General features: G+C 60.5%; 16 protein-coding genes and 1 pseudogene. 7 read left to right on the top strand and 10 right to left on the bottom strand.

Going from position 1 to position 19,331, the window contains the following annotated elements:
- Positions 1 to 182 precede the first annotated feature (182 nt).
- Together F7R90_RS21170 and F7R90_RS21165 are read right to left on the bottom strand one after the other, a co-directional pair.
- The gene (locus F7R90_RS21170; RefSeq protein ID WP_158059563.1) at positions 183 to 1,892 is read right to left on the bottom strand and encodes a pentapeptide repeat-containing protein; all 1,710 of its coding nucleotides are present in this window, start codon (positions 1,890 to 1,892) and stop codon (positions 183 to 185) included.
- A 201-nt stretch (positions 1,893 to 2,093) separates the two neighbouring features.
- Entirely contained in the window at positions 2,094 to 3,353 is a 1,260-nt protein-coding gene (locus F7R90_RS21165) for an RNA-guided endonuclease InsQ/TnpB family protein (RefSeq protein ID WP_158059562.1), read from the bottom strand.
- Positions 3,354 to 3,603: 250 nt separating this feature from the next.
- Here F7R90_RS21165 and F7R90_RS21160 point away from each other — a divergent pair, with 250 nt between their 5' ends.
- The 3 genes from F7R90_RS21160 (at position 3,604) to F7R90_RS21150 (ending at position 6,942) form a co-directional block, all read left to right on the top strand.
- Positions 3,604 to 4,392 (top strand): HpcH/HpaI aldolase family protein, encoded by a 789-nt coding sequence (locus tag F7R90_RS21160; protein ID WP_158059561.1) that lies wholly within the window; start codon positions 3,604 to 3,606, stop codon positions 4,390 to 4,392.
- Positions 4,393 to 4,484: 92 nt separating this feature from the next.
- The gene (locus F7R90_RS21155) at positions 4,485 to 5,933 is read left to right on the top strand and encodes an amidase (protein ID WP_158059560.1); all 1,449 of its coding nucleotides are present in this window, start codon (positions 4,485 to 4,487) and stop codon (positions 5,931 to 5,933) included.
- 277 nt (positions 5,934 to 6,210) lie between these two features.
- Positions 6,211 to 6,942 carry a fumarylacetoacetate hydrolase family protein gene (locus F7R90_RS21150; protein ID WP_158059559.1) on the top strand — a complete coding sequence of 244 codons (732 nt, stop codon included), beginning with the start codon at positions 6,211 to 6,213 and terminating at the stop codon, positions 6,940 to 6,942.
- Between the two features lie 99 nt (positions 6,943 to 7,041).
- On the opposite strand, the gene F7R90_RS21145 is transcribed toward F7R90_RS21150, so the two are convergent.
- From F7R90_RS21145 to F7R90_RS21120, 6 genes are all read right to left on the bottom strand, one after another.
- Positions 7,042 to 8,817, bottom strand: a complete 1,776-nt coding sequence (locus F7R90_RS21145; protein ID WP_158059558.1) for an ABC transporter substrate-binding protein — start codon at positions 8,815 to 8,817, stop codon at positions 7,042 to 7,044.
- 294 nt (positions 8,818 to 9,111) lie between these two features.
- Positions 9,112 to 10,113: an ABC transporter permease gene (locus F7R90_RS21140; RefSeq protein ID WP_158059557.1), complete on the bottom strand. Its 1,002-nt coding sequence runs from the start codon at positions 10,111 to 10,113 to the stop codon at positions 9,112 to 9,114.
- A 109-nt stretch (positions 10,114 to 10,222) separates the two neighbouring features.
- Positions 10,223 to 11,302 (bottom strand): oligopeptide/dipeptide ABC transporter ATP-binding protein, encoded by a 1,080-nt coding sequence (locus F7R90_RS21135; RefSeq protein WP_158059556.1) that lies wholly within the window; start codon positions 11,300 to 11,302, stop codon positions 10,223 to 10,225.
- Entirely contained in the window at positions 11,299 to 12,342 is a 1,044-nt protein-coding gene (locus F7R90_RS21130) for an ABC transporter ATP-binding protein (RefSeq protein ID WP_158059555.1), read from the bottom strand. Before F7R90_RS21130 ends, F7R90_RS21135 begins: the two co-directional genes overlap by 4 nt.
- Position 12,343: 1 nt before the next feature.
- On the bottom strand, positions 12,344 to 13,246 hold the full coding sequence (locus tag F7R90_RS21125) for an ABC transporter permease (RefSeq protein ID WP_158059554.1): 903 nt from the start codon (positions 13,244 to 13,246) through the stop codon (positions 12,344 to 12,346).
- A gap of 153 nt (positions 13,247 to 13,399) precedes the next feature.
- Positions 13,400 to 14,056 (bottom strand): hypothetical protein, encoded by a 657-nt coding sequence (locus tag F7R90_RS21120; protein ID WP_158059553.1) that lies wholly within the window; start codon positions 14,054 to 14,056, stop codon positions 13,400 to 13,402.
- Between the two features lie 158 nt (positions 14,057 to 14,214).
- Between F7R90_RS21120 and F7R90_RS21115 the strand changes: the two genes are divergently transcribed.
- From F7R90_RS21115 to F7R90_RS22615, 4 genes and pseudogenes are all read left to right on the top strand, one after another.
- Positions 14,215 to 15,045, top strand: coding sequence for an aldo/keto reductase (locus F7R90_RS21115; RefSeq protein WP_158059552.1), 831 nt, complete (start codon positions 14,215 to 14,217; stop codon positions 15,043 to 15,045).
- A 98-nt stretch (positions 15,046 to 15,143) separates the two neighbouring features.
- Positions 15,144 to 16,442 carry an MFS transporter gene (locus tag F7R90_RS21110; RefSeq protein ID WP_158059551.1) on the top strand — a complete coding sequence of 433 codons (1,299 nt, stop codon included), beginning with the start codon at positions 15,144 to 15,146 and terminating at the stop codon, positions 16,440 to 16,442.
- Between the two features lie 205 nt (positions 16,443 to 16,647).
- Positions 16,648 to 17,421 carry a fumarylacetoacetate hydrolase family protein gene (locus F7R90_RS21105; RefSeq protein ID WP_158059550.1) on the top strand — a complete coding sequence of 258 codons (774 nt, stop codon included), beginning with the start codon at positions 16,648 to 16,650 and terminating at the stop codon, positions 17,419 to 17,421.
- A 19-nt stretch (positions 17,422 to 17,440) separates the two neighbouring features.
- Positions 17,441 to 17,650 (top strand): annotated as a pseudogene (locus tag F7R90_RS22615) (IS200/IS605 family transposon protein TnpB); the annotation flags it as partial.
- Positions 17,651 to 17,660: 10 nt separating this feature from the next.
- Here the strand turns inward: F7R90_RS22615 and F7R90_RS21095 are convergent.
- Entirely contained in the window at positions 17,661 to 18,149 is a 489-nt protein-coding gene (locus F7R90_RS21095) for a hypothetical protein (RefSeq protein ID WP_158059549.1), read from the bottom strand.
- Positions 18,142 to 18,831, bottom strand: a complete 690-nt coding sequence (locus tag F7R90_RS21090) for a nucleotidyltransferase domain-containing protein (RefSeq protein WP_158059548.1) — start codon at positions 18,829 to 18,831, stop codon at positions 18,142 to 18,144. Before F7R90_RS21090 ends, F7R90_RS21095 begins: the two co-directional genes overlap by 8 nt.
- Positions 18,832 to 19,331 lie beyond the last annotated feature (500 nt).

Below are 19,331 nucleotides of genomic sequence, written 5' to 3'. Positions count from 1 at the left end.
GGACCTTAGAATTCTGTGTCCTCTCCGCATCGAACGACTCGGTCGACGATTTCCAGAACCACACCCGAGCCTACAATCGAGCCGCGGCACTTGGTGTCTTCTGGGACGGTGTACTTGTCCGCTCGACCCAAGTAGTTCGACCCGAGCTATGGAACCCCGACCGGCATGCATTCGATGGAGGGTTATCGAGCGGCTCTTCGACCGAGCACGAACACTAATAGTGCTAATAGTGTTGGTCCGAGGAGGGCTTCTGTGGCTGTGAGTACTTCACCAGTGAAATTGACAGCCATGACTCCGCCGTAGCGATTCCCCGTCGCGAACAACATCGCACTGTGATAGATACTCTTCCAGAGTAACATCGGGTCTTCAACAATCCGCGCATACGTCACCGGTGACTGGGAGCCAGTAGTTGCGGTAGTTCTCACCCATCCACCCAGGGGATAGAGCAATCCAAACGTAAGAATCACACCGAGACTATAGGCGATGATTCGCCACGGGCTCTCGCCGTACAGGATTACTAATTCTGCAGTTCGCGCTCGACTCCACCGGGATCCAGCGATCAATCGCTCTCTGAGAGATGTCTCGGGATCAGTAGCCACATTCCAGTAGGCGTTCTTCTGGAGGTCTTGGCGTCGGACGAAACACTGTGCTTGTAATCGAGGGCGAGCCGCTCGTCGTCCAAGCTCTTCGAGTGCTCGATACACGCTTTTTGCCTTGTCAACATCCTCGAAGTTAGTATCCTGCTCGTAGTCGGGGTCATACACACAGCACGGTCGGGAACGAATCAGTGACCGACTGTGTGGAGACGATTCGGTCTCGGTATCGTGATGTCCAAGAAACCGGGTGTCCTGGTCAACTCGGACATCGCCGAGAATCGCTCCCGAGAGTTTCGCGCCCCGGAAGTCAGCTCCGAATAAGGTTGTGCGGCTCATGATCGCTGATTCGAAGTTCGCCTCACGGCAATCAGCGTCAGTGAAGCGGACGTCGGAGACGTCTGCATCGATGAACGTTACGCCCTGGAGATTCACCTCGACAAAATCAGACCGTTCACTGAACTTCGCATTCCGGAAGTAGGTCTCCCCGGTGAAGTTCGTGCCCCGGAAGTAAGCCGACCCATTGAACTCGACACCGTAGAACTTCGCTACTCCAACGTATTCGCCATCACTGAAATTTGCGGTGTCCCCGAATACTGCTTGATTGAAGCTACACTCGTCCTTGAATTCCACGTCTCGAAACCGCGTTAGCTCCCTGAACGTGGTTTCTACGAAACTGGCATTCGTCTCGTATACTGTATCGATGAAGTTTGCGTAGCCTCGAAACTCTGCTTGATCGAACGTCGTCGAACCATTGAACTCCGCACACAAGAAACTCGCATTGCGCCTGAATTCCACTCCGCGAAAGTTAATCTCACCCCCGAAGACTACGTCCCGGAATTTCACATTCCCCGAGAATGAAGCGCCAATAAATCGAATGTACGGGATATTGAGTATCGAATCAGACCAATCCCATTCGCCCTCAATCGAAGCGTAGGAGAAATCCAGTCCACTTTTCGTGGTTGTGAGGTCAAGTGGGTTCTCGCTCAGATCAACCGTTCCGAATCGTGCACCAAGAAAGCCTAAGAGTTCATTCTGCTGGTCGTTCTCATCGCTCTTGGTGGCTGTCTCGATGATTTCTCGGAGGGCCTCGACGACGTCTTCATCGTCTTTCTCAGTCGTTGGTTGATGAAATACACAGAACTCACCATCCCTTTCGGCACTGTGTGGGCACGTCCATACACCGTCTTCATTCAGTATTTCATCATCGACGTGGCATTCATCACCTTCACGACCACCCCATGTTTCGGGGTCGTCTGGGTCTAGAACGTACCTACAGCTTCCTTCAACGACTGCCATAGGATTTGTACAAATAACCCGTTCTTAAGCTTATCCACCGGACGCTCGTTTGTGCTCATCTGCGTTAGAACGAGTCCCCGAAGCCTGGACCGTAATGGGTTTAGCTTCGTAACGGAACTGGGTAAACTACCCCACCCTACTCCCTCGGCGCTGACGCGCCTCGGTCCTTGAGGGTGGGGCTTTAATGTGGACTCCCGGCAGTCAGTCCCCGGCAATAGGCCGGTAACTCTCGCCGTTCAACGCCCCACCATTCACACGCACGTCTACTGGTGCGTCTCCGCTCCCCGACGTGGGCGAGGAACGGAGTCTGTGTCTCCGCTTTCGAGCGTACCGCGTCCCGATGTTCTTCGCTGCGTTGTAGTCCGCGTTGACCTCGTAGCCGCACTTCTGGCACTCAAAATGTTCTCCATGGCGGTTATCGTCGTGCGTGAACCCACAGTCCGTCCGAGAACAGCGTTGGGATGTATGGTTCGGCTCGACTTGTTCTACGGAGATACCCCGCTCCGGAGCCTTGTAGGAGACGTACTTGAACAAACGTCGGAACGCCCATACGTGGTGCCACTTCGCCTGTGGAAGTCGCTCTCGAATATCGGTCAAATCCTCGAACACGATTACATTGCAGTCGTGTTCGAGGGCTTCCGTGACGACTTCGTTAGCGACCGTGTGGATGTACTGTTTCCGCCATGCTTCTTCGCGTTTGCCGAGGCGAAGCAGGGCGTTGTGAGCGGCTTGCGTCCCGCGCTGTTGCATCTCGCCACGTCGCTTCTCGAACTCGCGGCACCAGTGGTCGTAATCGTCTCCGTGCCAGAAGCGCCCGGTGGAGGAGACGGCGAGACTGTTAACGCCGAGGTCGATACCGAGGACTGTTTGGTGCTCAGTATCTGCCGGAACCTCTACGTCCCCACCGTCGTCTCCTTCTACGTCGTACTTCCGGGTGGTGATATGGAAGTAGAACTCGTCGTCCACGGCGTCGTACTGGAGCGTACTTGCACGGAACTCGAACTCCTCTGACAGCACGTACCGTTCGTATGGTGTGGGGCTGTCCGAGGGGAGTTCAAAGTCACACTCGACACGTCCGTTGACAGTCGAGAGCGAGACTTTGTTCCGATAGAACGTGGCACTGCGCTTGTCGTAGAGCATACTCCACGACGTAAACTTCGGTTGGCTCACTCGCTTGCCGTTCTTCCATCGTTCGACGCATCCTTTGACTGCTTGGACGGCGCGTCGGATAGCTTCTTGAACGAGATTCGCGGTGAGATCGGTTTCGTCGCGGAGGTCGTCGTAGAGCGCGTCTCGTGCGGTTGTGTTGGCCGTGACGCACTCGGTGTAGGAGTTGTTGGACCAACAGAACTCGGTGGCACGGTTGGCGCAGTGAAGGAACTGCCGGGCGGATGCGTGGAGGTCGTCGCAGCGTTCGTCGGGGACGACGAGTTTGACGGACACGGTTCGCCGGACCTCCATGTTTCAGATGTGTACTCGACGGTTCTTAAACATGCGGGAGTCGAGTGGTCGCAGTGTGGCGGTTGTGTTGTACCATGTCGGTTTCCTCTCCGGCCTACTCGCTCACTACGTTCGCTCCTTGAGGCCGAAGGCTCCACCTCGAAAATGCTGAATCGGCGGGTTGTCGTCCCACGCTGAACTCTCACGCACTGGCTCGACCACCAGTACTCCCCACGAAATGTTCAACTCCATGGGCGGTTTCAGTCCTCCCATGGCATCCAATAACACGATTCGCCGCAACTGGAATGAGGGGAGACCCGTGATCGGCGCGAAGGCGATGACAATGTCGCCCGCCGTCATCGAGGTGTACGGCGCGCTCGGGTTCGACTTCGCGTGGCTCGACTTCGAACAACTTGGCGGCAGTCCCCTAGACAGCACCGTCGTCGACGAGTTGACCCGTGCGGCCGACGCGGCCGACATCGAACCCTTGGTCCGCCTTCCCGACCCCGACCCGACGATCGTCAAGAAGGTACTCGCCGCGGGCGTCCGGACCATCCTCGTGCCACACGTCGAAACGGCCACCCAGCTCCGGAATGTCGTCTCGGAAACTCGATTCACGTACGATGGGGACCCCGGTGGCCGCGGTGCGACAACGGGCCGTGCGAACGCGTGGGGCGCGCGAGCGCGTCCAGCAGACGAGGACATCGTCGTCGGAACGATGATCGAGACGAAGGCCGCACTTGAAGACATCGACGAACTCCTGTCAGTGCCCGAACTCGGGTTCGCCTTCATCGGGCCCGCCGACCTCTCGGTCGCGCTGGGTTACCCCGTCAAAAAGGAGCATCCGGAGGTCCGGGAGGCCGTCGCGACGATTCGGGACGCGTGCCTCGCGGCCGACGTCCCGGTCGGATGTGTAGCCAACGACCGTGCGGCCGGCGAATCCGCGCTCAAGGAGGGGTATCGGCTGTTGCGCGTCGGCGACGAAATTTCGGCGGCCCGTGCGGTACTCGGTGAACGGATAGACCATCTCCGGTCGACGGCCGGTGAACCGAACGAGTAGTCGGCGGGACGGACCGAGCGCTCGGGCGGCCGGACACGGCACGTCGCTTGGTCGAGGATAAGCTTTTGCAGGTCGCCGACGAGTACGGGGACATGGCTGATCCCGAGATACACGGCTTGACGGCGGCGGGGGTGGCGCGACGAGTCCGTGAGGGCGACCTCACGGCCACCGCGATAGTCGAAGCACTGTTGAAGCGAATCGATGAACGGAACGACCGAACCAACGCCTTTGTGACGGTGACCGACGAACTGGCGCGCGAAACAGCCAGAGAGGTGGACGAGGCAGTCGAGAACGGCGAATCTCTCGGGCCGCTGGCCGGCGTCCCGGTCGCGATCAAGGACCTCGACGACGTTGCTGGGGTGGTCACGACTCACGGGTCGAAACTGCTGGAGGATCACGTCGCCGACGCGAACGCACCGTTCGTCGAACGCCTCCTCGACGCGGATGCAATCGTGATTGGCAAGACGAACACGCCAGAGTTCGGTCTGGGGTGTACGACCGACAACAGGGTCTTCGGGCCGACTGGAACCCCGTTCGACCCGGACAGGAATGCCGGTGGGTCGTCCGGGGGTGCCGGCGCGGCCCTCGGCGACCGGCTCGTCCCGCTGGCGCAGGGGTCGGACACCGGGGGCTCCATTCGAACGCCGTCCTCGTTCTGCGGCGTGTACGGTCTGAAGCCGTCGTTCGGTCGCGTCCCCATTGAAAGCCGCCCCGACGCGTTCGGCCACCACACACCGTTCACACACCTCGGTCCCATGGCCCGTTCGGTCGAGGATGCCGCACTGATGCTCGATGTGATGTCGGGCCCACACCCGGTCGATCCCTTCACCCTCCCCGACGACGGGACCGACTTCGTCGCCGCTACCGAGCGCTCGATAGACGGATTGCGGGTCGCGTACACCCCGGACTTCGGTATCTATCCGCTCGACCCTCAAGTTCGGGCCGTCCTCGACGACGCCGTCGATGCCTTCGAACGCGCCGGTGCAGTCGTCGAACGCGCCGATCCCGCTCTCGACCTCGAACAGGCTGACGTTCTCGACGCGTTCTACACGTTCGCAAAGGTGCGCTGGGAGGCACTGTTCGACGCACTCGAAACCGAACGCAACCTGGACCCCCGCGGCGCGGACCGCGACCGCCTCCGGCCGGTCACCGTCGAGACCATCCTCGAATCCGACCCGGTAACCACCCGGGAGTACAAGCTCGCAGACGTCGTCCGTACGCAGATATACGATGCACTACGCGAGCTATTCGCCGAGTACGACCTCCTCGCGACGGCGACGCTCGCGGTCCCACCGTTCCCCCACGGCGAGCATCCGACCGAGATAGACGGAACCGAGGTCGAACCGCTCCGAGGCTGGGTTCTCACCCAACCGTTCAACATGAGCGGTCATCCCGCGGCGTCGATTCCGGCCGGATTCACCGACGACGGCCTCCCAGTAGGAATGCAGGTCGTCGGTGGACGGTTCGCGGACGACGACGTGCTCGCGGCGAGCGCCGCCTTTGAGCGCAAGCGCCCGTGGGACGAGTCGTACCCGGAGTGACACTGGGGAGGTCGGCTCGCGCGGAATCGGTTATGCACCTGGGTCTAGAACCATCTGGTCGTTGGTCGAAAGCGAGCGGACGACAGTAGTTACGTCAAACGAATTCCTGACACTCGTTCGTCATTACGGGTCGATTCCTAACAGATGGATTATGGACATCCAAAGAAGTGGCGAGAGACAGGACGAAATATCAGAGATTAACCCTTCGTATAATGCACTATTGAATCATAATTATAGATAAGATACTTTGCGGAACCGGTCGACGTCGTGAATAGGTATGAAGCGGGTGAGATTTCTCGATCCGGCTGGAAGCGAACGGCGCGGCGAGTGGACCGACAACGGCGTCACCTTCGGTGGCCGGACGTACGACCGAGACGATGTCCGGATGCTCCCGCCGGTCGACCCGTCAAAGATCGTCTGCATCGGGCGGAACTACGCCGAGCACGCCGCAGAGACCGATTCGGAGGTCCCCGACCGGCCGCTACTGTTCCTGAAGGGACCGAACACGCTCGCGGCACACGGCGACACAATCTCCCTGCCGGCAGAAAAGGAGCGCATCGACTACGAGGCCGAACTGGGCGTGGTCATCGGCGAGCAGTGCCGGAACGTCTCCGCGTCGGACGCCGAGAGCGTGATACGGGGGTACACCTGCGTCAACGACCTCTCGAACCGCGAGGACCAGCGCAAAGAGCAGAACTGGATTCGCGGGAAGGCCTTCGACAACGCCGCGCCGATCGGCCCGGTGGTGGCGACGCCGGACGAACTGCCCGAAAACCCGACGGTCCAGTCACGGGTGAACGGCGAGGTCAAACAGGAGGCTACGACCGACAAGATGATCTTCCCGGTAGCGGAACTCATCGAGGAGATAACGAAGCTGATGACGCTCGAACCCGACGACGTTATCGCCACGGGGACCCCTGAGGGAATCGGCCGACTGGAGGAGGGCGACAGCGTGGAGATTGAGGTCGACGGGGTCGGCACCCTCCGGAACGAGGTCCGGTTCGACTGACCCACGTCGGGGTGGCGCCACGTCGCCGTCTTCGACCGAACTTCGCTGCGCCAAGTCGTCGCCGTAGCGATGAAAAGGGAGAAAGAAAAGTGCTGTTCCTCAGAAGTTCTCGGGGTTGGGCGTCTCGCCTTCCGGCCAGGCCTCCAGGTTGGCGTCCGGCGGGTAGTGGAGCCTGCCCTGGTCGTCCCATCCCCAACCGGCCTCGGAGAGGGCTTGACGAGCGGCCTCTACGTTGCGCGTTTCACCGCCAACCTGAGTGAGATACTGCTCGTCGTACCACGGGTGTTGCTGGGAGTTGAACGTGCAGTAGGTGACCTCCTCGGACTCGCCGAACGCGTAGGTATCGTTGAGGCCCTGGCGGTCGACTGCGTACGATAGTGCCTGACGGAACTCCCGGAACATCCCGGGCGCGTACGACATCTGGGGCATCATCCCGAACGGGAGGAACGCCGCACCGTTGACAATCTGGGTGGTGTCGCCCATTCTGTTAGAGATCTGGCGGCCGGCGTCGGGCGTCAGCGTCACCGCGATGCTGAGTTCGCCGTTCTCGAACGCCCGCCGAACCGCTGAGACGCTGTCGTAGATCTGCAGGATCATCGGCGATTGGACCTCGAACTGAGGATTCCCGTCGTGGGGCTCGAGTGCGATGTTCTCCTGGTTGTTGTACTGCGTTATCCGGTAGGGGCCGGCGCCGATCATCGGGTCCTCGAAGTCGGTCGGGTTCTCCTCGATACCGGCCTCGACGTAGGGATCGCGCGGTAGCACCCCGAACGTCGGCAACTGGGCCGTCACCAGTGTCGGGGACGGCTCCGGTGTGACGAACCTGACCGTGCTGTCGTCGACGACCTCGACGGTCAGCTCTTCGGGCAGCGCGGTCCACTGATAGTTGCCCTCGTGGTACTGGGCGGCCAAGAACTCGTAGGTCCACTTGACGTCTTGGGGCGTCACCGGGTCACCGTTGTGGAAGGTCGCGTCCCGTAGGTTGAACGTGACTGCCGTCCCGTCGTCGGAAACCTGTCCGAGCCCTTCGGCTAGCACGGGCACCCGTTCGTAGTTGGAGTTGTACAACATCAACGGCGAGTGGGTCAGTTGGGTGTACAGTCCCAGCGAGTCAGTGTCGCCGACGGTCGGATAGAAGCTGCTCGTGAGGAATTCACCGGGAAGGTTCCCCAGAATCGTGTCTGTTCCCGACTGGGTCTGCGCGCCGCTTTCGACCAGCGCGGACCAGTTGACTGCGGATAGTCCCGCGCCACCGGCCTCGATGGACTGAACCATGTCGGTGTTGATCGCGGCGGTCGTCGGCCGCTCTATCGTCGGGATGAACGGCAGGTCTTCCGAGTAGATGCTCATCGCTTCGCCCACGACCTGTCGGCGTTCCTGTGGGACGCCGATGGATTCTTGCTGGTCTGCCAGATTCGAGAACTGCGTGTTCGCGTAGTTCGAGGGGTTGTACTCTCCGTTTGACCCTGCTCGGTCGATGCTGTACGATTGCAGGAGGTTGTTGGGGTCGAGCCTGCCGGGGTCGGGTCCGTGGCTGTTGACCGCGACGTGGAAATCACGCACGTCGTCGCTGACTGCGGTGATCCCTTGGGCTGTCGTCATCGGCTGCGTCTCGATCTGGATACCGAGTTCCGAGGCGACCGACTGGATGTTCGAGATGGTCTCCTCGAACAGGACCGTCGGCGGACCTTGGTCAGACCAGTACTGGAAGGTCAGCGTCGGCACGCGCTCGCCTAGGCCACCACCACCGCCCTCTGTCGTCGTCTCCTGTCGTGTCGCGCCGCCGCGTCCGGCCAGCCCGGCGGCTGTTGCTGCACCTATTGCTTGCAGCACCCTTCTCCTGTCAATGCCGTTCTCTTTGCCATTCGTTGGCATGGAACACACCTCTACACCCGGTGATAAAATAATACCGGTGACATTGAAACCGTCTCGGCGCTTAATTTCTTCCTTCTCGAGAAACTACAGCCTTAGTTAATGTAAATAATACCACGTTTATGGGGCCGCTTCGAAATAGTCAGGAGTTCCGCCGTTCGCACCTACCGGAGACGGTCGAGCGTTCGAACTATCCCGCCCAATGCCGACGCAGTCGAACTGTAGCGTCGCGCGGTGCCATCCCAAACGCCGAATCGGGGACCCCCTATCGACGCCGAACCCGATGACCCACAGAGTCTACTCGGCTTCGTCGCCGCCGACGGAGACGCGCGGATCAAGCACCCCGTAGAGCAAGTCCACGAGGAAATTCCCGAGGATCACCCAGACAGCGGCGACCAAGAACACGAACTGGATAACCGGGAAGTCCCGCGCCAAGACCGAACTGACCAGCAGCGAGCCGATTCCGGGCCAGTTGAACACGATCTCGATCAGGACGAGTCCGCTGATGGAGGCCGCCAGCGAGATGGGGTAGAGCGTGACGACGGGGAGGGACGCGTGGCGGATGATCTTCCGCAGTAGCTTCGACTGCGGAAGCCCCTTCAGACGGTGGTAGTGGAGGAACTCTTGGTCGCTCACTTCGACGACGCTGTTGCGCATGATCAGCGCAGGGTACTGCATGAAGTACAGCGTCACCGTCGCGAAGGGGAGCGCGTAGTGCATCCAGAACTCCGGCAGCAAGAACCGATGCCAGTACGGCTGGTCCCCGATCATGATCATCGTCGGCGCAGAGAGCATCCCTGACGTCGGGAAGATGCCCAGTGACGAGGAGAACGTCGCGATCAGGATGATGCCCAGGAAGAAGTCCGGAATGGAGTGGAACACTGAGACACCGATGATCCCGGTTTTCTCGAGGTATCCGCCACGGCGCCAGCCTATAATCGCGCCGAAGATACCCCCAATGATGTACGTCGCCGTGATGGCGGGCGCGACCAGTACGAACGAGTTGAGGATCCGCGGCCAGACCAGGTCCCAGACGGGTTCCCCGTAGCGGAACGATTGACCGACGTCCGCCGTCAGGATGTTGAGGATGTAGCGGAAGTACTGGACGTGCAACGGCGCGGCAAGGCCCCATTTACGCTTCAATGCCTCGACCTGCTGGGGGTCCATCCCCTGCTGTACCAGTAGCGAGGTGTAGTCGCCCGGCATGAACCGGAAGAACAGGAACAATGCCGTTGCGACGAGGAAGATGAGTACCGCCGTCACCAGAGTGCGCCGAGCGAAATACCGCAGGCGGCTCATGAGCACTCACCTCTGGTCCTCGACGCCGCCGCCCCACCGGCGGGCGGCAACCCGTCTGTCGTCGCACAGTGCGTCTCACTGTCGTCGTGAACGTGTAACGCGTCTCTGTTCATACCGTGTCCTCCGGACTGCTCGGACGAAAGTCGTCGCTCGGTCGTTCTCTCATCTCGGACTCGGCCTCCGTCTCGTGGTCGTAGTAGAGATGGCAGGCGACCGTGCGGTCCTCGTCACCGTCGGGCGCGACGTCGAGGGGCGTCTCGTCGCAAATCCCCATCTGCTTGGGACATCGGTTCTTGAACCGACACCCTTGGGGCATGTCTATCGGGTCCCCGGGCTCGCCCCCGATGGTCGCCTGCTCGCGCTCGTAATGTGGGTCCGGTATCGGGATGGAGCGAATCAGCGACTGCGTGTAGGGATGCTTGGGGTTCGAGAGCAACTCCCGGGTCGGCGCCTTCTCCACGATCCGTCCGAGGTACATTACGTTGATCCAGTCGCAGATGTACGACACCGTCGACAGGTCGTGGGAGATGTACACCATCGAAACGCCGAACTCGTCGGTGAGTTCGTTCAGAAGGTTCAGAATCTCGGCCTGCGTCGACACGTCGAGCATCGACGCCGGTTCGTCGGCCAGGATCACGTCGGGCTCGGTGATCAACGCCCGCGCGATGGCGACACGCTGTTTCTCCCCACCGGAGAGCTGGTTCGGGAACTGTTGGATGTACTGGCTCGCCGGCGTCAGGCCGACGGTCTCCAGCATCTCCTCGATGTCGGTGCGGTCGTAGTCGATACCGTGAATCTGTAGCGGCTCAGCCAGAGTCCGGCGCACACTGAACTTCGGATCGAGGGAGTTGAAGGGGTCCTGGAAGACGATTTGGACCTGCTGGCGGAACTCCTTCCACTCCTCCTTGGTGAACTCCGACGTCGGTCGGCCGTGGAATCGCATCTCGCCGCCCGTTGGAGTGTAGAGCCCGATAAGGGTCCGCAACAGTGTCGTCTTCCCGCAACCGCTCTCGCCGATCACGCCCTGGACTTGGTTCTCCTCCAGCGTCAGGTCGACGTCGTCGACCGCCCGCACCAGTCGTGGCTCCCTGCCGGCAAGCCGGTTTTTGATCGTCTCAGTCAGCCCCGAGGTCGTGTCGAAGTGCTTCTCCAGCGACCGTAGCTCGAAGACCGGTTCGTCGGCGCTCATCCTTCTCCCTCCAAGATACTCGTCGACTCGGTCGAGCGGTCGAGGTACTCGGCCGCCAGCTCCGACATCTCGTCGGCCCGGATGCACCACGCGAGGTGGTCCTCGTCGCCGGTCACGGGGTTCGCCGGAGGCGCACCTTCGCGGCAGGCGGGCTCGGCCCACGGACACCGATCGACGAACGTGCAGAAGTCCACCTCGTCGTGAAGTTGGGGCGGGTGCCCGTCTATCACGGCCAGCTCGCGGTCCGGAAAGCGCACGTCCGGGAACGCGTTCTGGAGGAGGATCGCGTACGGGTGCCGCGGGTGGTCGAACACGTCCTCGACCGTGCCCGCTTCGGCGATTTGGCCGCCGTGCATGACCGCCATCGAGTCACAGTTCTCGAACACTAGTGAGATGTCGTGCGTGATGAGCAGCATGCTGACGTCCCACTCGTCTTTCAGGCCGTTGATGTGGTCTATGATCTGGTCCTGCATGATGACGTCGAGCGCCGTCGTCGGCTCGTCCGCGATGATCAGGCTGGGCCGGAGGAACAGCGCGAACGCGATGATCGCCCGCTGTTGCATCCCGCCCGAGAACTGGTGCGGGTAGTCGTCGATTCGGGATTCTGACAGCCCGACGACGTCGAACAGCTCCCGGAGTCGGTCGAGCGCCTCGGCGTTCGAGAGGTCGGTGTGGTACTTCGCCATCTCGACGGCTTGCTCGCTCAGCTTCATCACGGGGTCGAGGCTGTTCATCGACGATTGGGGGATCACTGAGATCTCCTTCCAGCGAATGTTCTTGTTGAACTCTGCCTCGGAGTAGTCCTGAATCTCCTTGCCCTTGTACCGGATCGTCCCCGAGACGACCTCGCCGTTGTCGTCGAGGCCCCCGACGATTGCGTCGGCGATTGTGCTCTTGCCGCACCCGCTCTCGCCGACCAATCCGAAGTAGTCGTGTTCGTCGATCGAAAACGAGGCGGCGTTGACCGCGTGGACGTCGTTGAACCCGTCGGTTCGGTAGCGGATGTAGACGTCCTCGAACTCGAGTAATGGGTCGGACACGTTAGACCACCACCTCGTCGTCGTTGCCGCCTTCGTAGCCCCGTCCGAGGAGGTACAGCGATAGGACGGTCAGTGCTATCATGATGCCCGGCGGGAACGACCACCACCACGCGTCCGCGACCCGTCCGGCCTGGTTGGCGTTGCGAATCATGATGCCCCATGTGGGCGTGAATGGGTCGGTCACGCCGATGAACGAGAGGCCGGCCTGTTCGAGTATCGCCAGTCCGACCCCCATCGCGAAGAACAGGGCGGCCATGTTCGCGATGTTCGGCAGGATGTGCTTGCGCATTATCCACGTCGTGCTCGCGCCCGAGGCTTGCGCGGCCATAATGTACGGCCGCTGTTTGATCTGGAGCACCTGCGAGCGTATCACTCGGGCGATGAACCGCCAGAGGACGAGACCGAGAATCGCAATCGTGGTGTAGAAGCCCGCGCCGAAGAACGTGATGAGAACGATTGCGAACGGGATGAACGGGATGCCGTACATGAAGTCGACCAAACGCATGAGGAAGCTCTCGGTCTTCCCCCCGACGTAGCCGGCGGTCATCCCCACGGCCAGTCCGACGGTCATCATCAGCCCACCCGCGAGCAGTCCCGTGATCAGCGTCGTCCGCGCGCCGATCAGAAGCCGGGAGAGTACGTCCTCTCCCCGGTCGTTGGTGCCGAGCGGGTGCTCGAACGACGGCGATTCGTATCGCATCAGTTCCCCGTCGGCGGTCGTCTGCTGCTCGTTGTATGGGTACGGGGCGATCATCGGTCCGATGATGCCCAGAATCAGAATCCCGACTAGAATTGCGAACGCGAACTTGGTGATTCGCTCTGAGAGGAGGTTCCGGAGCGTCCGTCGGGTGATGATTACGAAGTCGCTCTCCCGATACGCTTCGAACCGTTCCGCGACGCTCATCGGATCCCCCACGACACCGGCACCCCGTATTCACCCTCTCCATCGACGGTCATGATGTGGTACATGTTCACACACTCCAATAGCCATAAAGATTTTGATTAAGCGGGCGTTGACCTGGCTCCCCTGTGAGTCGCCGGTGTTTCGCGGTGGGGGTCATGCGCAGTGGCGCTCCAGTTCCGCCTCGATCGTGGTGGTGCCGTGGGCCCCGTACAGTCGCGCCTCGACCGTCCCCTCGCGCATGAACAACAGCGCCGGGCCCGCGGTAAGGTTGTACTCCTCATCGAGGAACTCCTTGTACGCCGGCCCGTACACGGCGAACGGCATCACTCCCCGGGGCTCCTCGAAGACCTTCTCGAGGTCGCGTCGGGCCAGCTCGCAGCTCCGCGAATCGTCGAGCCAGGCGTAGACCACCGACGGCGAGTACACCTGCGTCAGCTGCGGAAGGTGAGTTGCTGGCACCGGAACGAACGGTTCGGGAGCACCCTCGACCCTGACGTCGTCGTCCCGGAATAGCCGCAACGGGGGGAGCAACTGCAGCCATTCGTCATCGGCCGCCGGCTCCATGTGATCGGCAAGTGCGCACAGTTCGGCGACGGTCCGGGAGTCCGCCGAGCCGAGTGCGGCGAACTGCTCGACCACCCTCTCGTCGTCGATCCGGCGCCGAACCGCGGAGACTAGGTCATCGGCGTCGCATCCTTCGAACTCGGCCCCGTACTCCCCCACCGCGTCCTCGAACTCCTCGGTTGTCGTTGTCGCCCCTTCAACGACTGTCAGGATGTTCGCGGCGAACAGTGCGTTGCTTGTTGACATTCCACATTATAGGCGGCCCGCAGAGGCATAAATCCATCGCGAGCAGTGCTGTGGACGGCGAGCCGTCAGACGGCTATTGCCCCGAATCGTCGCGGGCACGGTCGGTCACTTCACTGACTGGGAAACGCTTTTGTTAATCGTTATCTATTACCACGGTCATGGCGACACGCCCGCAAATACCGACGCTCGGGCTCGGCACGTACCGAAACGACGATCCCGACCAGTGCGCCGAGAGCGTACGGACTGCCTTGGAGGTGGGGTACCGACACTTCGACACCGCGGAAGCGTACGGTAACGAGGAGGCGGTCGGGGAGGGAATAGCGACCGGCGGCGTGCCGCGCGAGGACGTCTTTCTCGCCACGAAAGTCCTGCACCCAAAGTTCACCGACGACTACTCGACCGAGAGCATCGTCGAAAACGGCCGGGCCTGCCTGGACCGCCTCGACGTCGACTCGGTCGACCTGTTCTACGGCGTTCACTGGCCGGGTGGCGACTACGACCCCGAGGACACATTTCAGGCCTGCGCCCGCCTCGACGAGGAGGGCGCGTTCGACCACCTTGGGGTGTGCAACATGACGCCCGAACTAATCGACGAAGCTCGTGACGTCTCCGACCTGCCGATTTCGGCCGTACAGGTCGAGATGCACCCGTTGCTCCAACAGGAGGAAATCCGGGAGTACTGCGACCGCCACGGGATGGCACTGGTCGCCTACGCCCCGCTCGGTAACGGCCGCGTGTTCGAGGTTCCGGAACTCCGCGAAATCGGAAAGAAACACGGCGTGAGCGAAGCACAGGTCAGCCTCGCGTGGCTGCGCGAGAAGGGCGTCGCGGCCATCCCCAAGGCAACGAGCGAAGAGCACATCCGCGACAACTGGCAGTCGCTCGACCTCGACCTTGACCTCGGCCTCGACGACGAAGACATCTCGAGAATCGACTCGATCGACCGCGAGAAACGCCAGTACGACAATCCCTATGCGCCGGACTGGTAACTGTCGTCCGGCCCGGTCGTGCCGCCCCGTCTCCGGACGGGTCCGACCCGGTCGTATCATCTCGGCCTCGGTCCGGCGAAACCGACACCAACTGTACGATGCAACGCCGTGAGTGGCTGTTCGCGTTCGTCGTTAGCGGCGTGCACGGGGTCGACCATCTCTTGAAGCGAGTCTTCCCCCCACTGATTCCGATATGGGCGGCGGCGTTCGGCTACCCCCTCTGGAAACTCGGCCTGATACTCGGCGCCCACACGTTCGGTTCCGCGCTTGGGCAAGCACCGATGGGAATCCTCTCCGACAGGTACGACCGGCGGTATCTGCTCTCTGTGGGCATAGGCGTGATGGGAGTCGGCGTACTGATTCTCGCCACGATTCCGGCGATCACTCCACTCGGTCTCAGTTTTTCCGTCCTTGGATACGGCGTGGACAGTCGCTTGGTGACGATGCTGGCGGCGATGCTTGTTGCCGGCCTCGGTTCGAGTACGGTTCATCCGACAGGGTATCCCCTCATCACAGTGAACGTGGACGCGGCCAACAAGGGGCGAGTCCTCGGAATGTGGGGGAGCGCGTCTAAATTCGGCGACGGATTGGCTCCGGCGGCGGTCGGCGTCCTGCTCGTCTTCGTGCCGTGGACCGTTGTCCTCGGTTTGTTCGGTGCGCTCGCCGTCGCGTTCACGGCTGCACTCTTCGTTGTTCTCCGAGCCTTCGAGACCGAACCGGTGGACGTCGATCCCGAAACCTCTGCCAAACCCCAGAGCGACGATGACGGCCGCGCATACAGGTATCCGATGATCGTTATCTTCGTCTACTTCACCGTCCAGATAATGGCAGCCAACGGCGTCACCGTCTTCCTCCCCGAGTTCGTCACGTCGATATACGGATTCACGGTTTCGGCGTTCGGTACGACGCTTGAGCCCGAATCAACCGCTAGTTTCTACTACTCGTCACTCCTGATAGTCGCCGGGCTGGCGCAGCTGGGAACCGGCGTGCTTGCCGATCGGTTCGACCATCGGAAGATCGTCATTGGCTACCTCCTGGTGGCGACGGTTGCGCTGACGGCGCTCTCGACGCTGGCACTCTCGCCCGTCGGTCTGGTCGTCGTCCTCGTCGTTCTCGGTGCGAGTCTGTTCAGCCAGAATCCGGCACGAGACGCGTTGGTGAGCGATATCACCCCGCCCGAGCGCGAAGGGAGGACCTTCGGCTACCTCTGGACCGGGGCGCTCGTGGCGGCGTCAATTTCACCACCGATCATTGGGTACATCGGTGAAATCCTTAGCCTGCGCGTTGCGTTCGCCATGCTCGCCGGAGTCGTCCTCCTTTCGGCCGTTCCGATCGCGTTGCTATTGAACGAAAGGATCTACTCCGAGAGGGCTCCGACCGTCGCCGACACCGACTGAACCGGTCGTTTTCGCGCGGTGCCCTTATCAACATCAGATGGGTGGTGTTCAGGTTCGCACGACCACGCACAAGGTTGTGCGATTGCCGGTTCCACCCCGAACTCGGCTCGAAAATGCTGAATTTCCGACGAGGCAATGTGAACGCCCATTCAACAGCAACTGTAGGCAAATCTTTTTACCTGAATTACCCGTGCGTATGGTTAGCATGCAACGAGTTCGATTCCGAGACCCAGCAGGCTCGGTACGTCTCGGAGAATGGGAGGACGGGGACGTGGTATTCGAGAATCGACGGTACGACCTCGAGGAGGTACGGATACTACCGCCGACCAATCCAAGTAAGATCGTCTGTATCGGGTTGAACTACAGAGACCACGCCGAGGAGACCGATTCGGAGATCCCGGAGCGACCGCTGTTGTTCCTCAAAGCGCCGAATACGCTGGCTGCCCACGGTGATACGATTGCGCTCCCGGAGGACAAAGAGCGCATCGACCATGAGGCCGAACTGGGCGTCGTCATTGGCGAGCAGTGTCGGAACGTCTCGGCCGACCACGCCGAAGACGTCATCGCGGGGTACACCTGCGTCAACGACCTCTCGAATCGAGACGACCAGCGTCAGGAACAGAACTGGGTGCGCGGGAAGTCGTTCGACAACGCCGCCCCGATCGGCCCGGTCGTCGCGTCATCCGATCGGGTTCCCGACGATGCCGCAATCGAACTGCGGAAGAACGGCGAGGTCCAACAGAAGTCAACTGTAGATAACCTCATTTTCTCTATTCCCGAATTGATAGCGGAGATTACGAATCTAATTACCCTCGAGCAAGGGGACGTAATTGCAACGGGCACCACGTCGGGTGTCGGCCCAATAAGCGACGGAGACACTATCGAGGTCGAAGTCGAAGGGGTCGGCACGCTTCGCAATGAGTTCGTCGCCAAAGAGTTCAGCGGAGAAATTGATCACAACTTTATGCCTGATCAATAGCGTGTTCTATCTCGTTGCTCGCCACGAAGACACCCTGACGTGTCCGGGTGGATTCGAGGGGCACGCAGACCTCACAGCGTCAGAGACGTTCTTGAGACGTCATCAGAACTCGGAAAGTTCTGATTGGCGAACGAGACGCTCTGCGTCTCGTCAACGGCAGACAACGGTAACACGGTCGATGGCACGTCCTGTATGCTTCAAGTGGGACGACCATCACTGGTCAGAGTCCGACGATCCCCTCACTCACAGATACACTCGTGTCCCTGTGACGAGCGACCGACGACAAACCAGTGTATCTCCGACGCAAGTTCGTACATTCTCTCTGCCCGGCTCCTTGCCGCGAGACCGTCCTGATAGTACGTCTTCGCTCGGTGTTCGCGCCACAAGTCTGCGAGGTCGTTAGCAACCGATTCGGAGAAGATACCTGCCGACGCGGCCTCACGATAGACGCCTGGATGGGTTCCGGGAAGCGCGTCGGACTGTGCAGTCCCGCGCTCTAAGAGTCGGAACTCGACCGTCCGCTCGATTGCGACAAACGACGCTTCGATGACGAGCGTGTAGTAGCCGTCGTCACGGAGTGCGTCGGCACCTGCCAGTAGACGGCACGCCTTCCGCAGTTGCAGGAGGGCGGTATCTTCGACGGTCAGTCCGGTTTCGATGTTTTCGGGTCGCCGGTCGAAGGCGGCTTGTACGTCGTCCAGTAGCGTCTCGATTTTCGAACTACTCATCGGCGAAAACCTCCTTGCGAATCGACTGCAGTTGCTCAGTTCCATACACGGTAATTCCTTCCTCGAAGATTTCTCGTAGCTTTGCTCCTGCCCGGCGTGCGCTCTCTGCTGATTCGACGTACGGCTCAAAGTCGAATCGGTCGCCGTCGAAACGACGCTCACGGAGTTCGCTGACCACGTCTGTCACGCACCGTCTGGCAGTTGTTCTATCGCCATCTACGACGACGAAGAAGTCGATGTCGCTCTGCCGGTCTGCTTCGCCGCGAGCGACACTTCCGAACAGGACGATACCGACGACGGTTTCGACGTCGTCTGCTTCACCGAGTGCAGACCGAACCTCTTCGACAAACGCTCTGACGGGGTCGTGAAACTCTGGCTGTTCGATTGCGAGTATTGGATCGTCTTTCTGGAGACGTTCCGGGTCAATCGAGACGTACTTCCTCTGCGGGGTGTCGCGGATACGCACCACGTCGAGGTGGTCGAGTAGTTGTACAGCTCGCCAGACTGTCGAACGGGTCACTCCCACTGCATCGACTAGTTCTGGAATCGTGAATTCCGTGTCGTTCGCGTCAACCAGCAGTCGAAGGATGTCGTCCGCGGCACTGATTCGGAAGATATCTGTATCGTCGTCAGGAGTGGTGCTGATGCAGACCTTTATACCTTGTTTCGTATTTTCGGACACTATCTGATTTTGTGCAACGAGGTATAAAAGATGCTAGGTCGAAGTAATGTCTCTTCCATTTGATCAGCTGGAAGATGCTCTTGAGGACTCCAAATCTGGGAAGAGCAACTTCCGAGCCTGCGGTTCACCTTGCGGTAGCGCGGAGGGCCCGCCCTCAACAAGCGAGCCGAAAGGCGAGCGAGTAGGACGGGGTAGTTTACACCGTCAGCACGCTCCGGTGGAACCACAGCTATCCTCACCATTCAGCGTTACTTGGGTCGGGGCGCAGGTACTGACATTCTGACGCCGTCGTCAACACCAGGTATGTTCCGGCTGTCCCTGACTCCCAGTACTACACTTCTTATTATCTGGGCAGCTGCCGGAAAAAGCTTGATTCGTACCTATTGCTCCAACGGTGACTACACTCGATAGATGGGTGACTGCTTAAATTGCGGAGAATCGGCTGCTTTGACCTGTTGTTGTAAGCACTGGGGGAAACGCTGGTAGAGTAGCGTAGCGTC

Source organism: Halorussus halophilus (genome assembly GCF_008831545.1).
GTDB classification, from domain to species: Archaea; Halobacteriota; Halobacteria; order Halobacteriales; family Haladaptataceae; genus Halorussus; species Halorussus halophilus.
Note: the sequence above shows the minus strand (reverse complement) of the source record. Positions and strands in the feature narration are given on the sequence as shown.